The organism is Pseudomonas sp. NFACC05-1 (assembly GCF_900100135.1).
Classification (GTDB): domain Bacteria; phylum Pseudomonadota; class Gammaproteobacteria; order Pseudomonadales; family Pseudomonadaceae; genus Aquipseudomonas; species Aquipseudomonas fluorescens_Q.
Genome location: NZ_FMTR01000034.1, coordinates 1 through 20,546, shown reverse-complemented (window position 1 = coordinate 20,546; position 20,546 = coordinate 1). Strand labels below are relative to the sequence as shown.

General features: G+C 63.1%; 24 protein-coding genes and 1 pseudogene. 9 read left to right on the top strand and 16 right to left on the bottom strand.

Annotated elements, in window-relative coordinates:
* The first annotated feature begins 109 nt into the window (after positions 1 to 109).
* Positions 110 to 1,990, top strand: a complete 1,881-nt coding sequence (locus BLO97_RS28195; protein ID WP_092349304.1) for a TonB-dependent receptor domain-containing protein — start codon at positions 110 to 112, stop codon at positions 1,988 to 1,990.
* A 65-nt stretch (positions 1,991 to 2,055) separates the two neighbouring features.
* Here the strand turns inward: BLO97_RS28195 and BLO97_RS28190 are convergent, their stop codons facing one another.
* From BLO97_RS28190 to nrdR, 12 genes are all read right to left on the bottom strand, one after another.
* A complete protein-coding gene (locus BLO97_RS28190; protein WP_092349301.1) occupies positions 2,056 to 2,841 on the bottom strand; it encodes a cobalamin-binding protein in 786 nt (261 codons plus the stop codon).
* Complete coding sequence (locus BLO97_RS28185; protein WP_063324171.1) at positions 2,841 to 3,260, bottom strand: hypothetical protein; 420 nt, start codon at positions 3,258 to 3,260, stop codon at positions 2,841 to 2,843. Before BLO97_RS28185 ends, BLO97_RS28190 begins: the two co-directional genes overlap by 1 nt.
* The gene (gene ribA, locus BLO97_RS28180; RefSeq protein ID WP_030140454.1) at positions 3,257 to 3,874 is read right to left on the bottom strand and encodes a GTP cyclohydrolase II; all 618 of its coding nucleotides are present in this window, start codon (positions 3,872 to 3,874) and stop codon (positions 3,257 to 3,259) included. Before ribA ends, BLO97_RS28185 begins: the two co-directional genes overlap by 4 nt.
* Positions 3,875 to 3,984: 110 nt before the next feature.
* Entirely contained in the window at positions 3,985 to 4,743 is a 759-nt protein-coding gene (locus BLO97_RS28175) for a substrate-binding periplasmic protein (protein WP_092225527.1), read from the bottom strand.
* Positions 4,744 to 4,754: 11 nt separating this feature from the next.
* Complete coding sequence (locus tag BLO97_RS28170) at positions 4,755 to 5,258, bottom strand: phosphatidylglycerophosphatase A family protein (RefSeq protein ID WP_003206020.1); 504 nt, start codon at positions 5,256 to 5,258, stop codon at positions 4,755 to 4,757.
* Entirely contained in the window at positions 5,255 to 6,220 is a 966-nt protein-coding gene (gene thiL / locus BLO97_RS28165; protein ID WP_092149736.1) for a thiamine-phosphate kinase, read from the bottom strand. The genes BLO97_RS28170 and thiL overlap by 4 nt, the downstream gene beginning before the upstream one ends.
* A gap of 18 nt (positions 6,221 to 6,238) precedes the next feature.
* Entirely contained in the window at positions 6,239 to 6,739 is a 501-nt protein-coding gene (gene nusB, locus BLO97_RS28160; RefSeq protein ID WP_057713127.1) for a transcription antitermination factor NusB, read from the bottom strand.
* The gene (gene ribE / locus BLO97_RS28155) at positions 6,736 to 7,212 is read right to left on the bottom strand and encodes a 6,7-dimethyl-8-ribityllumazine synthase (RefSeq protein WP_003206025.1); all 477 of its coding nucleotides are present in this window, start codon (positions 7,210 to 7,212) and stop codon (positions 6,736 to 6,738) included. Before ribE ends, nusB begins: the two co-directional genes overlap by 4 nt.
* Positions 7,213 to 7,511: 299 nt before the next feature.
* Complete coding sequence (gene ribBA / locus BLO97_RS28150) at positions 7,512 to 8,603, bottom strand: bifunctional 3,4-dihydroxy-2-butanone-4-phosphate synthase/GTP cyclohydrolase II (RefSeq protein ID WP_063324168.1); 1,092 nt, start codon at positions 8,601 to 8,603, stop codon at positions 7,512 to 7,514.
* Between the two features lie 16 nt (positions 8,604 to 8,619).
* Positions 8,620 to 9,285 carry a riboflavin synthase gene (locus tag BLO97_RS28145; RefSeq protein ID WP_041022468.1) on the bottom strand — a complete coding sequence of 222 codons (666 nt, stop codon included), beginning with the start codon at positions 9,283 to 9,285 and terminating at the stop codon, positions 8,620 to 8,622.
* A gap of 46 nt (positions 9,286 to 9,331) precedes the next feature.
* Positions 9,332 to 10,465 (bottom strand): bifunctional diaminohydroxyphosphoribosylaminopyrimidine deaminase/5-amino-6-(5-phosphoribosylamino)uracil reductase RibD, encoded by a 1,134-nt coding sequence (gene ribD, locus BLO97_RS28140; RefSeq protein WP_092225531.1) that lies wholly within the window; start codon positions 10,463 to 10,465, stop codon positions 9,332 to 9,334.
* Entirely contained in the window at positions 10,462 to 10,926 is a 465-nt protein-coding gene (nrdR, locus tag BLO97_RS28135; protein ID WP_013694316.1) for a transcriptional regulator NrdR, read from the bottom strand. The genes ribD and nrdR overlap by 4 nt, the downstream gene beginning before the upstream one ends.
* A gap of 127 nt (positions 10,927 to 11,053) precedes the next feature.
* Between nrdR and BLO97_RS28130 the strand changes: the two genes are divergently transcribed.
* From BLO97_RS28130 to trxA, 3 genes are all read left to right on the top strand, one after another.
* On the top strand, positions 11,054 to 11,518 hold the full coding sequence (locus tag BLO97_RS28130; protein WP_092225533.1) for a YbaY family lipoprotein: 465 nt from the start codon (positions 11,054 to 11,056) through the stop codon (positions 11,516 to 11,518).
* Complete coding sequence (locus BLO97_RS28125) at positions 11,515 to 12,171, top strand: class I SAM-dependent methyltransferase (RefSeq protein ID WP_092349298.1); 657 nt, start codon at positions 11,515 to 11,517, stop codon at positions 12,169 to 12,171. The genes BLO97_RS28130 and BLO97_RS28125 overlap by 4 nt, the downstream gene beginning before the upstream one ends.
* Before the next feature lie 199 nt (positions 12,172 to 12,370).
* Positions 12,371 to 13,243: a thioredoxin gene (trxA, locus tag BLO97_RS28120; protein ID WP_072346362.1), complete on the top strand. Its 873-nt coding sequence runs from the start codon at positions 12,371 to 12,373 to the stop codon at positions 13,241 to 13,243.
* 35 nt (positions 13,244 to 13,278) lie between these two features.
* Here the strand turns inward: trxA and BLO97_RS28115 are convergent, their stop codons facing one another.
* Entirely contained in the window at positions 13,279 to 13,671 is a 393-nt protein-coding gene (locus tag BLO97_RS28115) for a hypothetical protein (protein ID WP_092225535.1), read from the bottom strand.
* Positions 13,672 to 13,791: 120 nt separating this feature from the next.
* On the opposite strand from BLO97_RS28115, the gene BLO97_RS28110 reads away from it, so the two are divergent.
* The 5 genes from BLO97_RS28110 (at position 13,792) to BLO97_RS28085 (ending at position 17,973) form a co-directional block, all read left to right on the top strand.
* Positions 13,792 to 14,370, top strand: coding sequence for a DUF2796 domain-containing protein (locus BLO97_RS28110; protein WP_092225537.1), 579 nt, complete (start codon positions 13,792 to 13,794; stop codon positions 14,368 to 14,370).
* Positions 14,371 to 14,506: 136 nt separating this feature from the next.
* On the top strand, positions 14,507 to 15,217 hold the full coding sequence (locus BLO97_RS28100; protein ID WP_063324161.1) for an ABC transporter ATP-binding protein: 711 nt from the start codon (positions 14,507 to 14,509) through the stop codon (positions 15,215 to 15,217).
* Between the two features lies 1 nt (position 15,218).
* Positions 15,219 to 16,484, top strand: coding sequence for an ABC transporter permease (locus BLO97_RS28095; RefSeq protein WP_092225539.1), 1,266 nt, complete (start codon positions 15,219 to 15,221; stop codon positions 16,482 to 16,484).
* An 11-nt stretch (positions 16,485 to 16,495) separates the two neighbouring features.
* Positions 16,496 to 17,014: a DUF3299 domain-containing protein gene (locus tag BLO97_RS28090; RefSeq protein ID WP_013694320.1), complete on the top strand. Its 519-nt coding sequence runs from the start codon at positions 16,496 to 16,498 to the stop codon at positions 17,012 to 17,014.
* Positions 17,015 to 17,274: 260 nt separating this feature from the next.
* Positions 17,275 to 17,973 (top strand): OmpW/AlkL family protein, encoded by a 699-nt coding sequence (locus BLO97_RS28085; RefSeq protein ID WP_063324159.1) that lies wholly within the window; start codon positions 17,275 to 17,277, stop codon positions 17,971 to 17,973.
* 182 nt (positions 17,974 to 18,155) lie between these two features.
* Here the strand turns inward: BLO97_RS28085 and BLO97_RS28080 are convergent, their stop codons facing one another.
* From BLO97_RS28080 to BLO97_RS31795, 3 genes and pseudogenes are all read right to left on the bottom strand, one after another.
* Positions 18,156 to 19,085 carry an NAD-dependent epimerase/dehydratase family protein gene (locus tag BLO97_RS28080; protein ID WP_063324158.1) on the bottom strand — a complete coding sequence of 310 codons (930 nt, stop codon included), beginning with the start codon at positions 19,083 to 19,085 and terminating at the stop codon, positions 18,156 to 18,158.
* Complete coding sequence (locus BLO97_RS28075; protein WP_053188636.1) at positions 19,078 to 19,962, bottom strand: sugar nucleotide-binding protein; 885 nt, start codon at positions 19,960 to 19,962, stop codon at positions 19,078 to 19,080. The genes BLO97_RS28080 and BLO97_RS28075 overlap by 8 nt, the downstream gene beginning before the upstream one ends.
* Before the next feature lie 262 nt (positions 19,963 to 20,224).
* A pseudogene (locus tag BLO97_RS31795) lies at positions 20,225 to 20,546 on the bottom strand (IS110 family transposase); the annotation flags it as partial.

Here is a 20,546-nt window from a genome sequence, read left to right as displayed (position 1 = left end):
CTCGCGAAAGTGGTGTATCAGTCAATATCGAATTCGACTGACACACCACTTTCGCGAGCAAGCCCGCTCCCACATTGGCTTGTGTGAAGCACACATGATCGGAACCCCCATGAAACTCCGCCTCGCCCTCACCCTCTCTCTGCTACCCACCCCCGACCTGCTGGCCGACACCTTCGAACGCGACCAGGCCCTGAAGCTGCCCGACATCGTGATCAGCGCCAACCGCCAGGTCGAGGCCCGCAACGACAGCAGCGCCGCCAATACCGTGTTCACCCGCGACGACATCGAGCGCTTGCAGCCGGCCAGTGTCACGGACTTGCTCAGCCGTGTGCCAGGCGTGCAGGTGGCTCCGCTGGGTGGGCGCGGCAGCCTGCCGGGGATTTACATTCGCGGGACCAAATCGGCCCAGAGCCTGGTGCTGGTGGACGGCCAGCGCATCGGTAACGCCACCTCCGGTGACAGCAACCTGCAACGCCTGAACATCAACCAGATCGAGCGCGTGGAAGTGCTGCGCGGTTCGCGTTCGGTGATCTACGGTGCCGATGCGGTGGGCGGTGTCATTCAGATTTTCACCCGTCGCGGCAACGAGCAAGGCCTGCAACCGCGCCTGCATGTGGGTGTCGGCAGCCATCAGACCTGGGAGCGCAGCCTGGGCCTGTCCGGTGGCGACGAGCAGACCCGTTTCAACCTCGGCGCCAGCCTCGACGACAGCGCCGGAAGCAATCGGACCCACGAGTCCTACGCCAGCGATCGCGACGACGATGCCAATCGCAACCAGTCCTTCAGCCTGAGCCTGAGCCATGCGGCCAGCGATGACCTGGAAGTTGGCCTGAACCTGCTGGATAACCGCGGCAAAAGCGAATACGACAACCCGTTCGGCCGCTTCGATCCGGCCACGTTCGAGTCCCTGCCCCAGCAACCCTACAGCGAGTTCGCGGTGAGCAGCTTCAGCACCTATGTGGACGGGCGAATCAACGAGGCCTGGAAGTCACGCCTGGAACTGGGCCACAGCGAGAACCGTGAAAAGACCTTCGACAAGCTCAGCGATGTCCGCGAAGTGTTCAACACCTACCGCGATTCCGTGACCTGGCAGAACGACGTGACGCTGAACGAGCGCAACAGCCTGATCGTCGGCGGCGACTGGTATCAGGACCGGGTCAACAGCAGCACGCCGTTCGACGAAGACAGCCGCTGGAACCGTGCCGCGTTCATCCAGCACCGCTTCCAGGCCGAAACGTTCTCCACCGAACTGGGCCTGCGTCGCGACCAGAACCAACAGTTTGGCGGCCAGAACAGTTGGAGCGGCACCCTCACCCTGCCGGTCAATCCGGACAACGACCTGTTGCTGACCTACAGCGAAAGCTTCCGCGCGCCGACCTTCAACGACCTGTACTACCCGGACTTCAGCAATCCTGACCTGAAACCCGAGACGGCGAAAAGCTACGAACTGCAATGGCGCAGCCAACTGAGCGACAGCGCCCGCCTGGAGACCTCGCTTTACCGCACGGACCTGGAAGACGCGATCATCTTTGGCAGTAACTCACGCCCACAGAACGTTGCCTCGGCGCGGATCAACGGTTTTGAGATGGCCTACCTGCAGGATGTGTTCGGCTGGCAGGGCAACCTGGGCCTGGCCATCATCGACCCACGTGACCGCGACAGCGGCCACACTCTGGCACGCCGCGCCCGGCGGACCTTGAGCCTGGACCTGGACCGGCAATTCGACCGTCTGGGCCTGGGCGCCACCTGGCAAGCGGTGAGTGGCAGCTATGACGATGAAAACAACCGCAATGCCCTGGGTGGCTATGCCTTGCTCGGGCTGCGCGGCAGTTGGGCGTTGACCCGGGAGGTCAAGCTGGAGATGAAGGTGGATAACCTGCTGGACAAGGGTTACAGCCGGGCGCTGTATAGCCATGATGGAGCCCAGTATGGGTATCGGGAGGAAGGTCGGACCTGGTTGCTTGGGGTGACTTGGACCCCCGCCCTCTGATCTGGAATTTGTGGTGTTTGGGCGGGCCTCATCGCGAGCTTGCTCGCGATTGGGCCCGCCGCAATCTATCTGTCTGGCGCAATCAACTCACATAGCCGCGCCGTCGCCTCGATCATCTGCCCACTGGGCCGCTCCAGCCCCTTGTCATTGACCAGCAACAACCGCCCCTGCGCCACCGGCCAGGTTTTCCAGGCATCGAGCTGCGCCTGCTCCGTGGCCAGGATGACCTGCGGATTGCGTTGCAGCACCGCTTCCACACTCACCTGCGGGGCCGGCACGCTCAGGTCAGCGAAGACGTTGCGAGCCCCGCACACCGCCAGCGCATCACTGATGATCTGCCCGCCCCCGACGGTGTACAGCGGCCGGTCCCAGACTTGGTAGAACACCGGCAACGGCGGGTCCCGTCGATAGCGATGGCGTAACGCTTCCAGACGCACACGCAACTGCGCCGCCCGCGGCGCGCCCCGCTCCGGGCGGCCGAGCTGCATGGCAATGTCTTCAATTTGCGCGATGAGTTGGTCGAGGCTGCGGGACTCGGCGACATAAACGGGAATACCCAAGCCCTGGAGTTGCTCGCGCTGCGCCGGGCCGACACTGCCGGGCCAGAGCAGGAGCAGGTCGGGCTGGAGGCTGAGCAAGCGTTCCATGTCCAATTGGCCGTAACGCCCTACGGAAGGCAGGTCCTTAAGGATTGGCGGACGGTCACCGCCATCCAGCACGCCCACCAAGAGGTCGGCGGAGCCCAGTTCAACGACGATTTCCGACAACGACGGCGCGAGGCTGACGACCCGCGAAGCCGCCATCGTCGAGGCGCTGGCGGCCAGCAGCAAGACCGCCAGCCAGCGGTTCATCAGCCGAGTTGGCGCGGGATGCGGTACAGGTAGAACAACACGGCGGTCGACAACGCCAGCAGCATCAACGGCACCGCTTCCAGGCCCACGAACACCGCAAGGGCACCGACCCAGGCCGGTAGCCCGGCCACCAGGAAGGCTGAGCGGCGACGGGCCGCCAGGTCAATCCAGGCCTGGGGTTCTTCGGGCGTGTCGAGCGCTTTCTGGGTGGCGATCAGGGCTTGCTTGTACGGCCCGAAGAATCGCAGGCTGACAAACATCGACGCCACGCCGGCAATGAACAGCGGCATCGCCAGCACCGGCAGAATCGCTTCGCCCTGGCCGAACACCGCGTTGATCACGAACAGCGGCAGCAAGGCCAGGGCCAGGTATTTCCACCAACTGACCGATAGCCGCCGCCGAACCTGACCGCGCGTCACGCCCGGTCAACCTCGCCTTGGTGCTCGTTACCCATCATGTGGTCGAGCTTGCTGGCCTTGGTTGCCAGGTAGAGTTTGTTGTGGGGGTTGTGACCGGTGTGCAGCGGTACACGCTCGGCCACCACGATGCCCATGTCGGTCAAGGCCTTGACCTTGCGTGGGTTGTTGGTCATCAGCCGCAGGGACTTGATACCCAGGTGTTCGAGCATCGGCAAGCAAATGCTGTAGTCACGCAGGTCGGCGGCAAAGCCCAGGCGTTCGTTGGCTTCCACGGTATCGGCGCCGCCATCTTGCAGTTCATAGGCGCGGATCTTGTTCAACAAGCCGATACCACGCCCTTCCTGGCGCAGGTACAACAACACACCACGGCCTTCACGGGCAATGGCTTGCAGCGCGGCCTCGAGTTGCGAACCGCAATCGCAGCGCTGGCTGAACAGGGCGTCGCCGGTCAGGCATTCGGAATGCAGGCGGCCCAGCACCGGTGCACCGTCGGCGAAGTCACCCAGGCTCAGCACAACGTGCTCGCGGCCGGTGGCTTCATCGAGAAAACCATGCATGGTGAATTGCGCAAAGGGCGTTGGCAGCTTGGAAGCGGCAACAAAAACGACAGGCACCGGTGTGCTCCTGATTCTAGTACTGGAGATTCGCAGAGGCGGGCATTGTAACAGCACGATCCGACAGACGCTTAGGCTGAATTATCGCTAATGAACATCGATAAGATTGATCATGGCTTCGGCGGCTTGCCTTTCTCGTCGAAAGGATAGGGTTGCTTCCAGCGTTCGAAAATCGGTTTCAACTCGCCGCTCTTCACCAGCACTTCCATGCGTCGGTCGAACAGCGCCCGCAACGTACGGCCGTTTTCGTTGTTGGCGAAACCCAGGTACAGCGGCAAATTGATCAGGGGCGAAAGCTTGAATTGCTTAGGATCGTCGGCCTTGGCAAGCACATCCTGGATTTCCATCAACGCATCGATATAAAAATCGGCACGATCATGGGCCAGCATCGGCAAGATACCTACGGCGCGGTGAATCTCATTGAAACGCCGGATGTTGGGCAGGTAGTTGTTGTATTCGTACCCGCGCATCCACACCAGTCGATAGTTGCCAATCGTCGCCAGCGTCGGTGAAGGCTTGGAGGCCAGCCCCAAGGCATAGATATGATCGACGTCGTAGTGCCAATGCGGGTAGAGCACGCCTTCGGATTCATCCCGATAGGCGCCAACCTGCACGTCGACCTCGCCGCGCTGCACCAACCCGATCGAGCGGGTGTAGGGCACGCTGCGGATCTCCAGCTTGACGCCTTCAGGCTCGAAGACCGCGCGCAAGATATCCCAGCCCATGCCCTGGCCATCGGCCTGGGTGTAATCGGCCCACTCTTCGCTGGCCGCACGGATCTTGTCAGGCAGCGGCGTCGACTCGACCGCCCTTGCACCCAAACAGGCTCCTAAACACAGCAACAGCAGTAGTGCGCGGCTTACGCCCATGCCTGACTCCCTCAGGTGAAACACCACACCAATCCCTGCATTGCCAGCCAGGCGAAAACCCCGGCCAACACATCATCGAGCATGATACCGACACCGCCGTGTACATGCCTGTCGATCCAGCGGATCGGCCACGGCTTGAGGATATCGAAGAAACGGAACACCAGGAAACCCGCCAGCAACCAATACCAGCCTTCCGGTACCAGCCACAAGGTGATCCACATGCCGACCATTTCGTCCCAGACGATGCCTTCATGATCGTGCACCCGAAGGTCATCCGCCACTTTGCCACACAGCCAGAAGCCAAACAGCATGGTGATGCCCAGCATCAACCAGTAGCCCCAGTCCGGCAACATCTGCCACAACGGTATGAAGGGTAGCGCAACCAGCGAGCCCCAGGTGCCCGGGGCTTTGGGCAAAGTACCCGAACCGAAGCCAAATGCCAGGAAATGCCAGGGATTGCGCCAGACCGAAGGCGGAACGAACTCTGCCGGGACCTGGTTGGGGTGATCTGTCACGGTGTCTCCCGAAAATGTTGATAGCCCCGCACTGGCGGGGTGATGTCGTGCCCGAGGCTGTCGACCAGCGTGACGCCTTGCCCGGCCAGTACACGGCCGATCACGTGGATCGGCCAGCCGGCGGCCTGCAACGCCGACAATCGGCTTGGTGGCACGGCGAACAACAGCACGTAATCGTCACCGCCGCTCAGGGCGACCTGCTCGGCATCCGCCCGGCCAAGAAACGCTACCAGAGCGTTGGACAGCGGCAGTCGATCCCGTTCAACCTGCAAGGCCACCCCGCACGCTTGGGCGATATGCCCGCAATCGGCCAGCAGGCCATCGGAAATATCCATCGCCGCGCTGGCCTTGCCCCGCAACGCCAGGCCCAGGTCGATCTGCGGACGTGGCGACCAGTAATGGGCCAGCAACGGCTCGGCAATCGCAGGTTCGGCGCTGCGCTGGCCGAGCACCAGCGGCAATGCGCCGGCGGCATTGCCCAATTCGCCGCCCACACACAGCAGGTCGCCGGGCCGCGCGCCGCTACGGGTCAGGGCCTGGCCGGACGGCACGTGGCCAAACACCGTCATGGTCAGGCTCAGGGGCCCACGTGTGGTGTCCCCCCCCACCAGCGCCACGCCACAGGCCTGGGCCATGTGGTTCAAACCGCGGGCATAGGCTTGCAGCCAATCGGCGGTCACCGTCGGCAAGGTCAGGGCAAGGGTAAAGGCGAAAGGGTTGGCGCCCATGGCGGCCAGGTCACTGACCGCCACGGCCAGCGAGCGCTGGCCGAGCAGGAACGGCTCGCAAGGGTCTGGAAAATGCACACCGGCCACGAGCGTGTCGGTGGACACCGCCAGCTGTTCCCCGGAAGGAACGGCCAGCAGGGCGCAGTCGTCGCCGATCCCCAGCGCAACGCCCTCGCCGCCCTGCGCACAAGGCGCGGCGGCGAAGTAGTGACGGATCAGCTCAAATTCGCCCATAGCCGCTGCAAACGCCAATCAGCGCTTGAACGCCTTCACTTCGGCTTCACGCAAGCGCGGGGCAAGTTTGTCGAGCACACCGTTGACGAACTTGTGGCCATCGGTGGAGCCGAAGACTTTCGCCAGCTCGATCCCTTCGTTGATCACCACGCGGTACGGTACGTCGACGCGCTTGAGCAGCTCCCAGGTGGACAGGCGCAGCACCGCCAGTTCAACCGGATCCAGCTCTTCAATGGTCAGGTCCAGGCAAGGCGTGAGCGCGGTGTCGATTTCAGTCTTGAACTGCGGGACCCCGTGCAGGATCTCGCGGAAGTAAGCGCCATCAACATCACTGAAATCGTTGTCGACCCGAAACTGCGCTTCGATCTCGTTCAGCGATTGCTTGGCCATGTGCCATTGATACAGCGCCTGGGTCGCGAGCTGACGGGCTTCGCGGCGCTTGGCACTTTTCGACGGCTTGCCGGCATCCGCAGGCTTTGGATCGCGCGGGTTGAAACGATCGCTTTCGTCGCTAATCACTTGGCCTCCAACTGCGCCAGCAGGCTGACCATTTCCAGGGCGGACAGGGCCGCTTCGGCACCTTTGTTACCGGCCTTGGTGCCGGAACGCTCGATGGCTTGCTCGATGGAGTCAACGGTCAGTACGCCGAAAGCGACTGGCACGCCGAATTCCATGGAGACCTGGGCCAAGCCCTTGGTGCATTCGCCGGCCACGTATTCGAAGTGCGGAGTACCGCCACGAATGACCGCGCCCAAGGCGATGATCGCCGCATATTCGCCCTTTTGAGCGACTTTCTGCGCAACCAGCGGAATTTCGAAGGCGCCAGGGGCACGGATGATGGTGATGTCGCTTTCGCTCACGCCATGGCGAACCAGGGCATCGACCGCACCGCCAACCAGGCTCTCGACCACGAAACTGTTGAAACGGCCCACTACCAGAGCGTAGCGGCCTTTGGGGGCGATGAAGGTACCTTCGATGGTCTTCAGGGTCATTCGTCAGATCTCTTAAAGAGCCGGAGCGCGTTCTATACGCGCTCCTCAGTGATATTAGTCTCGAATCTACAGCACCCGCAGATCCCGTCACGCTGTCCATTTCAAGCTTTTGTGGCGAGGGAGCTTGCTCCCGCTGGGCTGCGAAGCGGCCCTATTGTGGGTGCTGCGAAGCGGCCCTATTGTGGGTGCTGCGCAGCGGCCCTATTGTGGGTGCTGCGCACCCAAGCGGGAGCAAGCTCCCTCGCCACAATGAATCTAACAAGCCTTAAGTGAACAATAATGCCGGAATCCGCAGGCCATTATTCGGAGGGCACGTATTCTACAACTTCCAGATCGAAACCGGATATCGCATTAAATTTCATCGGTGCGCTCATCAGGCGCATTTTACGCACGCCCAGGTCCCGAAGGATCTGCGAACCGGCACCGACGATGCTGTAGGTGGTCGGTTTTTTCACGGCGGCTTGATCCGCGGTTTCGCGGATGTGCGCCAGCAGCACGTCGCCATCGAGCGGGTGACCGAGCAGCAGCACCACGCCGCTACCGGCCTCGGCCACCGCGGCCATGGCGGCCCGCAGGCTCCAGCGGCCGGGTTGCTTGACCATCAACAGGTCGCGCAATGGGTCCATGTTGTGCACCCGCACCAGGGTCGGCTCTTCGGCGCACACGGTGCCCAGGGTCAGCGCCATGTGCACGTCGCCTTCCACCGAGTCGCGGTAGGTCACCAGGTTGAACTGGCCCAGTTCGCTGTCCAGCGGCTGCTCGGCAATCCGCTGAACGGTACGTTCGTGGATCATCCGGTAGTGGATCAGGTCGGCGATGGTGCCGATCTTGATGTTGTGTTCGGCGGCAAAGGTTTCCAGCTCCGCACGACGGGACATGGTGCCGTCGTCGTTCATCACTTCGCAGATCACGCCGCTGGGCTCGAAGCCGGCCATGCGCGCCAGGTCGCAGGCCGCTTCGGTGTGGCCGGCGCGGGCCAGGGTGCCGCCAGCCTGGGCCATCAGCGGGAAGATGTGGCCGGGGCTGACGATGTCTTCGGCCTTGGCGTCTTTCGCGGCAGCCGCCTGGACGGTGCGCGCGCGGTCAGCCGCGGAAATACCGGTGGTCACGCCCTCGGCAGCCTCGATGGACACGGTGAACTTGGTGCCGAAGCCCGAGCCGTTGCGCGGTGCCATCAGCGGCAGCTTCAGCAGCTCGCAGCGCTCGCGGGTCATCGGCATGCAGATCAGCCCACGAGCATGCTTGGCCATGAAGTTGATGTGCTCGGCCTTGCAGCATTCGGCGGCCATGATCAGGTCGCCTTCGTTCTCGCGGTCTTCGTCATCCATGAGGATGACCATCTTGCCTTGGCGGATGTCTTCAACCAGTTCTTCGATGCTATTGAGCGCCACGCGGCACCCCCTTGGGTCAGGATTTGAGGTAGCCGTTGGCGGCCAGGAAGCTTTCGGTGATGTTGCTGCCGGATGCAGGCTCCGCGGCCTTGTCACCGAGCAGCAGGCGCTCCAGGTAACGGGCCAGCAAGTCGACTTCCAGGTTGACCCGGCGACCTGGCCGGTACGAGGCCATGATGGTTTCGCTCAGGGTGTGGGGAATGATCGTCAGCAGGAATTCGGCACCATCCACCGCGTTGACCGTCAGGCTGGTGCCGTCGACGGTGATCGAGCCTTTGTGGGCAATGTACTTGGCCAATTCCTTGGGCGCGCGGATGCGAAACTCCACGGCCCGGGCGTTATCCGTGCGCGAGACCACTTCGCCGACGCCGTCCACATGGCCGCTGACCAGGTGCCCGCCCAAGCGAGTGGTGGGGGTCAGGGCTTTTTCCAGGTTGACCGGGCTGCCGCTCTTGAGGTCGTTCATGGCCGTGCAGTCGAGGGTTTCACGGCTCACGTCCGCCAGGAAGCCGTTGCCTGGCAGTTCAACGGCGGTCAGGCACACGCCGTTCACCGCGATGCTGTCGCCCAGCTTGACGTCGCTCAGGTCGAGCTTGCCGGTTTCGACGTAGACCCGCACATCGCCGCCCTTGGGGGTGAGTGCACGGATGCTGCCGATGGATTCGATGATGCCGGTAAACATGGAGTCCTCCTCGAGAACAGGCCGCCGCTTGCGCGAAAGCCGGGAATTATACGCTGGCCGGTGGAACGGGAACGGCGATGACTCGCCAGTCATCGCCCACGGCGCGGATTTCGGTGATTTTCAGCTGCGGGGCATCTTTCATCTGCGCCAGCGGCCAGTCCAACAGCGGCCGCGCCGAAGAACCGAGGAACTTGCCGGCGATGAAAATCTGGAACTCGTCCACCAGCCCTTGCCGGGCAAAAGCGCCCGCCAGGCGCGGACCAGCCTCCACCAGCACTTCATTGACATCCCGGGCAGCCAGCGCCACCAGCAGCCGACGCAGATCGACCTGGCCGTCATCGCCTGCCACGATCATGCATTCGGGACCGTTGGCGTATTGTTCTTCCACCGCCATGCAGGTAGCGACCAGCGCCGGACCGGCCTTGAAAAACGCGGCATCCAGCGGCACCCGCAGACGACCGTCCACCAACACCCGCAGCGGCGGGCGGCTCATGACCAACGCCGTCTGCTCCGCATCGAGCCCGAGTTCATCGGCGCGCACGGTCAGCCGGGCGTTGTCCGCCAGCACCGTATCGGCGCCGGTCAGCACCACACTGGCCTGGGCGCGCAGGCGTTGCACCGCCGAACGTGCGGCCGGGCCGGTGATCCACTGGCTTTCGCCGCTTTCCATGGCGGTGCGGCCATCGAGGCTCATGGCGAGCTTGACCCGCACGAACGGCAGCCCCTGCTCCATGCGTTTGAGAAAACCCTCATTGAGCTTGCGTGCTTCACCCTCCAGCACGCCGCTTTCGGTGGCGATGCCGGCCTGGGCCAGCCTTTGCAGGCCACGCCCGGCGACTTCCGGGTTGGGGTCCTGCATCGCCGCCACCACCCGCGCCACGCCGGCGTTGACCAGCGCATCGGCACACGGCGGCGTACGCCCGTGATGGCTGCACGGCTCAAGGGTCACGTAAGCCGTGGCGCCGCGGGCCTGTTCGCCAGCGGCGCGCAGGGCATGGACTTCGGCATGGGGCTCGCCGGCACGGATATGCCAGCCTTCGCCGACAATCTGCCCGTCACGCACGATCACGCAACCGACCCGGGGATTGGGATGGGTGGTGTAGTGACCGCGTCGCGCCAACTCCAGGGCACGGGCCATGTAGTGGGCGTCGAGGACGGCCTGCTGCGCCGAGACGGTCATTCTTTCACCGGTTCGCGAGCCAGGCGGTCGATTTCTTCGCGGAACTCGTTCAGGTCCTGGAAGCGCCGGTACACCGAGGCGAAACGGATGTAGGCGACTTCATCGAGCTTCTGCAACTCGGCCATCACCAACTCACCGACTACCAGGGATTTGACCTCGCGCTCGCCGGTCGCCCGCAGCTTGTGCTTGATGTGCACCAGCGCCGCTTCCAGGCGCTCGACGCTCACCGGGCGTTTTTCCAGGGCGCGCTGCATGCCGGCGCGCAGTTTTTCTTCATCGAACGGCTGGCGGCTGCCGTCGGTTTTGATCAGGCGCGGCAACACCAGTTCAGCGGTCTCGAACGTCGTGAAACGTTCGCCGCAAGCCAGGCATTCGCGGCGGCGGCGGACTTGTTCGCCCTCGGCGACCAGTCGCGAGTCGATGACCTTGGTGTCGTTGGCACCGCAGAAGGGACAGTGCATGGTGGCAGGCAACAAAAAAAGGGAGGGCCATGGTAGCGCATCCCACTGGCAAGACAAGCCATAGGGTTTACGGTATACAGACGGGCTTACCGTCAGATCCATGGAATTCACCTTGCTGGAGCCACACATGCCGCTACGATCGCTCGTTTTGCTCAGTCTTTTCAGCCTGCTGATGGCGTGCAGCAGCGACGCCCCCAAGCCCGCGGCCCCCGCCCCGGCCCCGGCGCCGAAACAGGCCCAGGAAAAAGCCCGCCAGGCCGCCGAACTGGGGCCACTGCCGGCGTATCAGCGCGAATTGAGCGGCACCTTGCAAGGCGTACCGGCCGGGGCCGAGGTTGAACTGGCGCTGCTGGTGATCGATGACAAGGACCGTCCGCAGCAATTGCTCGCCAGTTCCAGCCTGATCGGTACCAACCAGGCCCTGCCCTTCCGCCTGCGCTTCAACCCCGACGCCTTCCCGGTCGGCGCCCGGGTGGAACTGCGTGGCCGCGCCAGCCAGTCGGGCCAGTTGATCCTGCACCTGCCGGAGCAACGCATCAGCCAACCAACCACCCAGGCCCTGGGCGCCCTGCAATTCGTCAAGGCGCCATGAGTGCACCGCAGGACCTGCAACGGGCGTTGAGTGAATTGCTGGGTGACGCGCGCCTGGTGGCCTGCCCGCTACCCGGCGCCGACTTGAAGTTGTGGCTGATCGACGGCGACAACATGGACCGTGCCTTCAGCCCGGAAGAAACCCGCCGCATTCTCCACGAGCCGCCCTATTGGAGTTTCTGCTGGGCCAGCGGCCTGGCGATGGCGCGCTACCTGGCCGAACAGCCGCAGTGGGTCAAGGGCAAGCGCATATTGGATTTTGGCGCCGGTTCTGGCGTGGCGGGCATCGCGGCGGTCAAGGCTGGAGCGCTGGAGGTGGTGGCCTGCGACCTGGACCCTCTGGCGATTGCCGCGTGCCGGGCCAATGCCGCGCTCAATGACGTGAAGCTGGGGTATTCAACGGATTTCTTCGCCGAGGCCGATCGCTTCGACCTGATCCTGGTTGCCGACGTGCTCTACGACCGGGCCAACCTGCCGCTGCTCGACCAGTTCCTCAGCCGTGGTCGCGAGGCGTTGGTGGCCGATTCCCGGGTGCGGGACTTCCAGCATCCGCTGTACCGACGCATCGACATGCTCCAGGCCATGACCTTGCCGGACCTGGCCGAGCCTGAAGAGTTTCGGCATGTGAGCCTGTATCACGCGCGGCGCGCCTGAAAAGCTTCGCGAGCAAGCCCGCTCCCACACGGGATCTAGAGTGAACGCGAATGTTGTACCCACTGAAGATCAACTGTGGGAGCGGGCTTGCCCGCGATGGCGTCCTGTCAGACACCACGGGACGAAAGACCACCCCGCTTTCAGCCACCCCCCACCAAGCCGTATAGTTGCCCCATTCAAGCGCTCTACGAGATTGCCCATGACTCAGGAAACGCCCTACATCTTCGACGCCACCACCGCCGATTTCGACCAGTCGGTGATCGCGAACTCTTTCCACAAACCGGTGCTGGTGGATTTCTGGGCCGAGTGGTGTGCGCCGTGCAAGGCCCTGATGCCGATGCTGCAAACCATTGCCGAGAGCTATCAGGGCGAACTGCTGCTGGCCAAGGTCAACTGCGACATCGAGCAGGATATCGTCGCCCGCTTCGGCATCCGCAGCCTGCCCACCGTGGTGCTGTTCAAGGACGGTCAGCCGGTCGATGGCTTTGCCGGGGCCCAGCCGGAATCGGCGGTGCGGGCGATGCTCGAACCCCACGTGCAGATGCCACCGCCAGCCGCCGCCGACCCGTTCGAACAAGCCCAGGCGCTGTTCGACGACGGTCGTTTCGCCGACGCTGAAGCCCTGCTCACGGTGTTGCTGGGTGAAGACAACACCAACGCCAAGGCGCTGATCCTGTACGCCCGTTGCCTGACTGAACGCGGCGAGCTGGACGAAGCGCAGACCGTGCTCGATGCGGTAAAAAGCGACGAGCACAAAGCCGCGCTCGCCGGCGCCAAGGCGCAAATCCAGTTCCTCGGCCTGGCCAAGCACCTGCCGGACGCCGCCGACCTCAAGGCCCGACTGGCAAAAGACCCGCAGGACGATGAAGCGGTGTACCAACTGGCGATCCAGCAACTGGCGCGCCAGCAGTACGAAGCGGCCCTCGATGCACTGCTCAAGCTGTTCATGCGTAACCGCAGCTACAGCGAAGGCTTGCCCCACAAGACCTTGCTGCAAGTGTTCGAACTGCTGGGCAACGATCATCCGCTGGTGACGAGCTATCGTCGCAAGCTGTTCGCGGCGTTGTATTAGGGGGGCAGCGGCAAGCTGCAAGCTGCAAGATTGCTTCAGCTTGAAGCTTGCGGCTTGTAGCTTGCCGCTTCTTCTCCCACCCAACTGTAGAGCGGCGTATCGGCGCCGCTCAGTACCTTGACCTCGGCACAGTGGCGCAAGCGCACCAACAGGCGCTTGCCCGCCGAGGCGCTGCCGGTCAGGCCTTCGAGTTGCTCCAGCAGGTCCGGGCCGCTCAATTGCCCGGCCTTGCGCAGCAGTTCCTTGGCGATCTGCCACTGGGCATCGTCCTGACTCACCGGATTGGCCACCGGTTTGGTCGCCGGGGCCGCGACACCCTCGCACTTGGCCACTTGCAATTGCGCGCCGAGCTGCGCCCAGTCGCTCTCATCCATTTCGATCGACAAGTCCACCGGCCAATCGCCGACGGTTCCGCGTATCCGCAACATCACCGTGCTCCTGAATATTTCATGTTCGCATGCTCCCATGGCCCTTGCGCGACGCCAAGCAGACGGTCAAACTCTCCGCACTTTCGTTATAAGATTACATAACCTTTTCGGAGACTCGTCATGCGTCGTCTGTTTCTCGCTTTGCCGTTCGCCCTGCTGCCATTGGCCGTCGCTCATGGGGCGGTCGAGCATGATCATGACCACGAGCACGGCAGCCTGGGTGCCCATGAACATGGTGTGGGCCGGTTGAACGCCGCCCTGGACGGCCAGACCCTGGAGCTGGAACTGGAAAGCCCGGCGATGAACCTGGTGGGCTTCGAACATGCCGCCACCAGCGATGCCGACAAGGCCAAGGTCGCCGCCGTACGCGCGCAGTTGGACAAGCCATTGGCGTTGTTCAACTTGCCGGCCGCCGCCAAATGCACCGTGGCCCAACAGGAACTGGAAAGCCCATTGTTCGGCGATGAACCGGACCACGAAGACCATGATGAAGGCGGCGACGAGCACCACGGCGAGCACAGTGAGATTCATGCCCACTACCAATTCACCTGCGCCGCCCCGGGTGCACTGAAGAACCTGGACCTGGCGACCCTGTTCAAAACCTTCCCGGCCACCCAGAAAATTCAGGTACAACTGATCAGCCCGAGCGGCCAGCAAGGCGTGGAAGTGACGGCCAAGGCGGCCAGCCTGAAATTCTAAGTACACCGAAAGCCCATGTGGGAGCGAGCTTGCTCGCGATGAGGCCGGCACATCCAACACAGATGCTGCCTGACAAACCGCTATCGCGAGCAAGCTCGCTCCCACAGGAGTTGATCTTTAATTTGACCGGTTTCATATGACCCAAGCACTCATCGAACTCTCCGACCTGGGCTTCAGTTGGCCCGGGCATCCGCCGTTGCTGGATATCCCGGCGTTCCGCCTGGAGGCTGGTGAGACGCTGTTTCTCAAGGGCCCGAGCGGCAGCGGCAAGACCACCTTGCTGGGGCTGCTGGGCGGGGTGCAGACACCGGACCGCGGCAGCATCCGCCTGCTTGGCCAGGAACTCAGCGAACTGGGCGCCGGCCGTCGCGACCGCTTTCGCGTCGACCACACCGGCTATATCTTCCAGCAGTTCAACCTGCTGCCGTTTCTCTCGGTGCGCGAAAACGTCGAGCTGCCCTGTCACTTTTCCAAGCTGCGTGCGCAACGGGCGATCCAGCGCCACGGCAGCGTCGATCAAGCCGCCGCCACGCTGCTGGCCCACCTGGGCTTGACCGATCCGAACCTGTTGGGGCGGCGCGCCGACTCGCTGTCCATCGGCCAACAGCAACGGGTCGCCGCCGCCCGGGCCCTGATCGGCCAGCCGGAGCTGGTGATCGCCGACGAGCCGACTTCGGCCCTGGACTACGACGCCCGGGAAAACTTCCTGCGACTGCTGTTCGCCGAATGCCGCGAGGCCGGCTCGAGCCTGTTGTTCGTCAGCCACGACCAGAGCCTGGCGCCGCTGTTCGACCGCAACCTGTCGCTGGCCGATCTCAATCGCGCCGCCACGCCACTCGAGGTTTGAGATGTATTTGTTCCGTCTAGCCATGGCCAGCCTGGCGAACCGCCGCTTCACCGCGATCCTCACCGCGTTTGCCATCGCCCTCTCGGTCTGTCTGTTACTGGCGGTGGAGCGAGTGCGCACCGAAGCACGAGCCAGTTTCGCCAGCACCATCAGTGGCACCGACCTGATCGTCGGCGCCCGCTCCGGCTCCGTGAACCTGCTGCTGTATTCGGTGTTTCGCATCGGCAACGCCACCAACAACATCCGCTGGGACAGCTTTGAACACTTCGCCAGTAACCCGAAAGTGAAGTGGGCGATCCCCATGTCCCTGGGCGATTCCCACCGTGGTTATCGGGTGATGGGCACCACCGAGGCCTACTTCGAGCATTACCAGTACGGCCGCCAGCAGCACTTGGAACTGGCCGACGGCCGGGCTTTCGCAACCGATCCGTTCGAAGTGGTGCTCGGTGCCGAAGTGGCCGAGGCGCTGCACTACAAGCTCGGCGACAAACTGGTGTTGGCCCACGGCGTGGCGGCGATCAGCCTGGTCAAGCACGACGACAAGCCCTTCACCGTGGTCGGGATTCTCAAGCGCACCGGCACCCCGGTGGACCGCACGCTGCACATCAGCCTCGGTGGCATGGAGGCGATCCACATCGACTGGAAGAACGGCGTGCCGGCCCAGGGCAATGGCCGCATCAGCGCCGACCAGGCCCGCAACATGGACCTCACGCCCCAAGCGATCACCGCGTTCATGCTCGGCCTCAACAGCAAGATTTCCACCTTTGCCTTGCAGCGCGAGATCAACGAGTTCCGCGGCGAACCCTTGCTGGCGATCCTGCCCGGCGTGGCGCTGCAGGAGTTGTGGAGCTTGATGGGCACGGCGGAAAAAGCCTTGTTCGTGATTTCGTTGTTCGTGGTCCTGACCGGGTTGATCGGCATGCTTACGGCGATCCTCACCAGCCTCAACGAGCGCCGCCGGGAAATGGCGATCCTGCGCTCGGTGGGTGCGCGGCCGTGGCACATCGCAACGCTGCTGGTGCTCGAAGCCTTCGCCCTGGCGTTGGCCGGGGTCATCGCCGGGCTGGCCTTGCTGTACATCGGCATCGCCGCCGCCCAGGGTTACGTGCAATCGGCCTACGGCTTGTACTTGCCGCTGGGCTGGCCGAGCGAATATGAATGGACGCTGCTGGCTGGCATCCTGGTCGCCGCCCTGCTGATGGGCAGCGTGCCGGCCTGGCGCGCCTATCGCCAATCGTTGGCCGACGGCCTGTCGATCCGTCTATGAGGACCTTGAAAATGCCCCGCGCCCTGCTTGCGCTGTTGATGATGGTCGCCCTGCCGCTGTGGGCGGCCGAGCCGAGGGACCTGGCCTGGTCGGAAATGATCCCGCCGGACGCCCCGCCAGAAGTGCCGAACATGACCCCGCTGCACGACTTGTCGAAGATGAGCGACGCCCTGGCCGCCGAGTCCGCCCCTGCGGCCAAGCAGGACTTGCCCAACGCCCCGGTGGTCAAGGCCCTCGATGGCCAGCAGATTCGTTTGCCGGGCTATATCGTGCCGCTGGAAGTCAGCGAGGAAGGTCGCACCACCGACTTTTTGCTGGTGCCGTATTTCGGCGCCTGTATCCACGTACCACCACCGCCGTCCAACCAGATCGTGCATGTGAAAAGTGAAGTCGGGGTCAAGCTCGACGAGTTGTATCAACCGTACTGGGTCGAAGGGCCGATGCAGGTCAAGCCGTCCACCAGTGAACTGGCCGATGCCGGGTATCAGATGGAGGCCGAGAAAATTTATGTATATGAGCTGCCGGAGTGAATCCGGTCGTGATGTGCGGTCAGTCAGATAGCTATCGCGAGCAAGCTTGCTCCCACAGTTGATCGTGTTTCTTCAGAAAGCATGCGGTCGAATGATGTGGGAGCGAGCTTGCTCGCGATGGTTCCCTCGAATTTTCTCATCAGCGCTTTTATTGAGCTGAGTCAATTAAACACCCCCTGACTCATTGAGCTGGGTCAAAAGACCGGACCAGACGGCTTCGTACCATGAGACATCAAATTTCGATGCCCTCTGGAGCCCTCATGAACAAGTCCTTGCTCTGCGCTTCCCTCGCCGCCCTCGCGCTCGCCGCCCCACTCGCCCAGGCCCACACAGCCGGCGATATTATCGTTCGCGCCGGTGCCATCACCGTCAATCCGGAAGCCGACAGCTCCAGCGTCAAGGTCGACCGTGGCCCGCTGGCCGGCGCCGACCTGGGCGGCAAGGCGACCATGAGCAGCGACACGCAGTTGGGCTTGAACTTCGCCTACATGATCACCAACAACCTGGGGATCGAACTGCTGGCGGCCTCGCCGTTCGAGCACGACGTGAAAATCAAAGGCACCGCCCTGGGCGCGGCCAACAACAAGCTCGGCACCCTCAAGCACCTGCCGCCAACCCTGAGCCTGGTCTACTACCCACTCGACGCCAAGTCGACGTTCCAGCCTTATGTCGGCGCCGGTATCAACTACACCTGGATCTACGACGAACACGTCGGCAGCGAAGCCAGTGCCAACGGCTTCAGCAATTTCCGCGCGAGCAACAGTTGGGGCATGGCGTGGCAAGTGGGCGCTGACTACATGTTGACCGACAACGTCATGATCAACGGCCAGATTCGCTACATCGACATCGACACCACCGCCTATGTGGACAACAACGCCGTGGCCGGCGGTACCCGGGCCAAGGTGAATGTCGACGTGGACCCATGGATCTACATGGTGGGGTTGGGTTACAAGTTCTAAATGGCAACGCAATGAACAGCTGACAACACATCCTGTGGCGAGGGAGCTTGCTCCCGCTCGAGCGCGAAGCGGTCGCAAATACTTTGGGTCTGCTTCGCAGCCCAGCGGGAGCAAGCTCCCTCGCCACAGTGTTCACTCCAGCAAGTTCATGAAAAAGGCGCCTCGAAAGGCGCCTTTTTCGTTCAGCGGCCCAACAGCCGCGCCAGCCCCACACTCAGCGGAGTTTGCTGGGGAAAGCTGAAGCGCTGCCCCAGCCGGCGATTGTCGGCCCGGGAATGGCGGATGTCGCCGGAGCGCGCCGGGCCGTAGCTGATCGGCGGCAGATCACCCACCACGGCGGCCAGGGCCTGGAGCATCTGCTTGAGGGTCGTGGCCTGGTTCCAGCCGACGTTCACTGCCCCCACTTCCACTTCTGGCTTCTCGATGGCCTGCACCAGCAAGTCCACCAAGTCTTCGACGTAGACAAAATCCCGGGTCTGCTCGCCATCACCGAACACGGTGATCGGCAGGCCTTTCTGTGCCCGTTCGCTGAAGATGCTGATGACCCCGGAATACGGCGAGGACGGATCCTGGCGCGGGCCGTAGATGTTGAAGAAGCGGAACACCACCGGCTCCAGATCATGCTGGCGGCGATAGAAGTCGAAGTAGAACTCGCTGGCCAGTTTGTCCGAGGCATACGGCGTGAGCGGCGCCTTGGGGGTCTCTTCGTCGATGGACTCGCCTTCGCCGTTGTTGCCGTAGACCGCTGCGCTGGAGGCGAACAGCACTCGCTTCACACCGGACTGACGCATGGCCTCGCAGACATTCAGGGTGCCGATGAAGTTGCTCTGGTGCGTGCGCACCGGATCGTCCACCGAAGCTTGCACCGAAGCCACCGCCGCCAGGTGCGCGACGGCGCTGCAACCGGCCATGACCCGCGCCACCAGCGCGGCATCGGCGACGTCGCCTTCGATCAGTTCGACAGCGGGGTTGTCCAGCGGCAGGTTGCTGCGCTTGCCAGTGGACAGATCATCGAGGATGCGTACCGAATGTCCCTTGGCAAGCAAGGCGTCGGTCAGGTGCGAGCCAATGAAACCCGCGCCGCCGGTGATTAAAACAGGGCCTTCAGCCATGGCGATAAAACCTATCCAGTAAGCCCGGGAGTGCCGCGCGCCAGGCGCGGGGCTTGATCCCGAAAGTGTGCAGAATTTTCTTGCAGGCCAGCACCGCGTGCTGCGGTTCTTCCGCGGCGTCCGGCCGTGCGGCGTGGGCCTGGGGGGTGGGCGACTCGATGGCCAGCGGATGCAGGGCACGGGCTTCGGTGAGGATCGCCTGGCCCAGCGCCAGCGGTGTAGTCGCCTCGTGCCCGGCGTAATGATAAGTGCCCCACAGCGGCGCCGCGCAATCGAGTTGCTTGAGCACCGAGATGATCACCCGTGCCGCATCGTCCACCGGCGTCGGATTACCGCGGCGGTCGTCGGCCAGCAGCAACTCCTCGGGCTGTTCGGCCCGGGCCAGGAAACGTCCGAGGATGCCATCGGCACTGTCGTCCAGCAGCCAGCCGAACCGCAGCAGCACGTGTTGCGGGCAAGTGGCGCGCACGCTTTGCTCGATCCGCCACAGCGCCTGGCCGCGCACGCCCAGGGGCACGGGCTCGTCTTTCTCGCTGTAGGCCGTGGCGCGGGAGCCATCGAACACGCGATAGCTCGACGGTTGCAGCAAGACGATGTTGTGATGCTGGCACAGCTCGGCCAGGCGCTCGACAGCGCGCTCCTGGCTGGCCAGGCGCTGCTCGCTGACAGCCTCGGCCTGGAACCAGTCGAAGTAGTACGCCAGGTTGATCAAGGCGTCCGGACGGGTGTCGTCGAGCAGTTGCGTCAGGCTCGCGGCATCCCAACCGTCTTCGGGCGGGCGGGGGGCAAGAAAACCGATGTCTTCTTCTGCACCGAGGCGAATCAGCGCCTGCCCAAGGGCATTTCCGCCGCCCAGTAACATAAGGCGCATTCGCATAAAGTCAGCAGGCCCAGTCTATTGGCACAAGAATTTGGTCGACCACGCCCGCAGGCGTTGTCGGAATCGTTGCATTTTGCGGGTTTAGTGCGCAACCGTCATCCGTAAAGTGTGGATCGCATCTTACAAGGCTGGTAGCTGACTTGTGGCGAGGGGATTCATCCCCGCTGGGCTGCGCAGCAGCCCCTTTAATTGCCACCTGGGTGGGTCAGATCTATCCCATTTGCTTGTTTGGGGCTGCTTCACGCTCTGAGCTCTTCCGTCAACATGCTTTCGTTGCCTCCGGTGCTCTTATCAAAGGCGAGTCGTGGCGGGCCAAGGCTTGTAAATAGACGCTCTCGTCATACTGGGATCCAGCATTCCAGCACCGATAAACGATCCTGATCCATTTAAAAGCCAGTGCCCTCAGGGCTGCTTGATGAGAGCAGCCTTTGGCCTTCTGCTGGCGATAGTACGCCCCTGCCCATACCGATTGATTGATGCTGTGGGCAGCCCACTCGACAAATGTCTGGCGCAAAAAGGTTGAACATTGATAGCGCCAGCGAACGATTTTCTTCTTGCCACTGCGCTCGGTAACCGGAGCG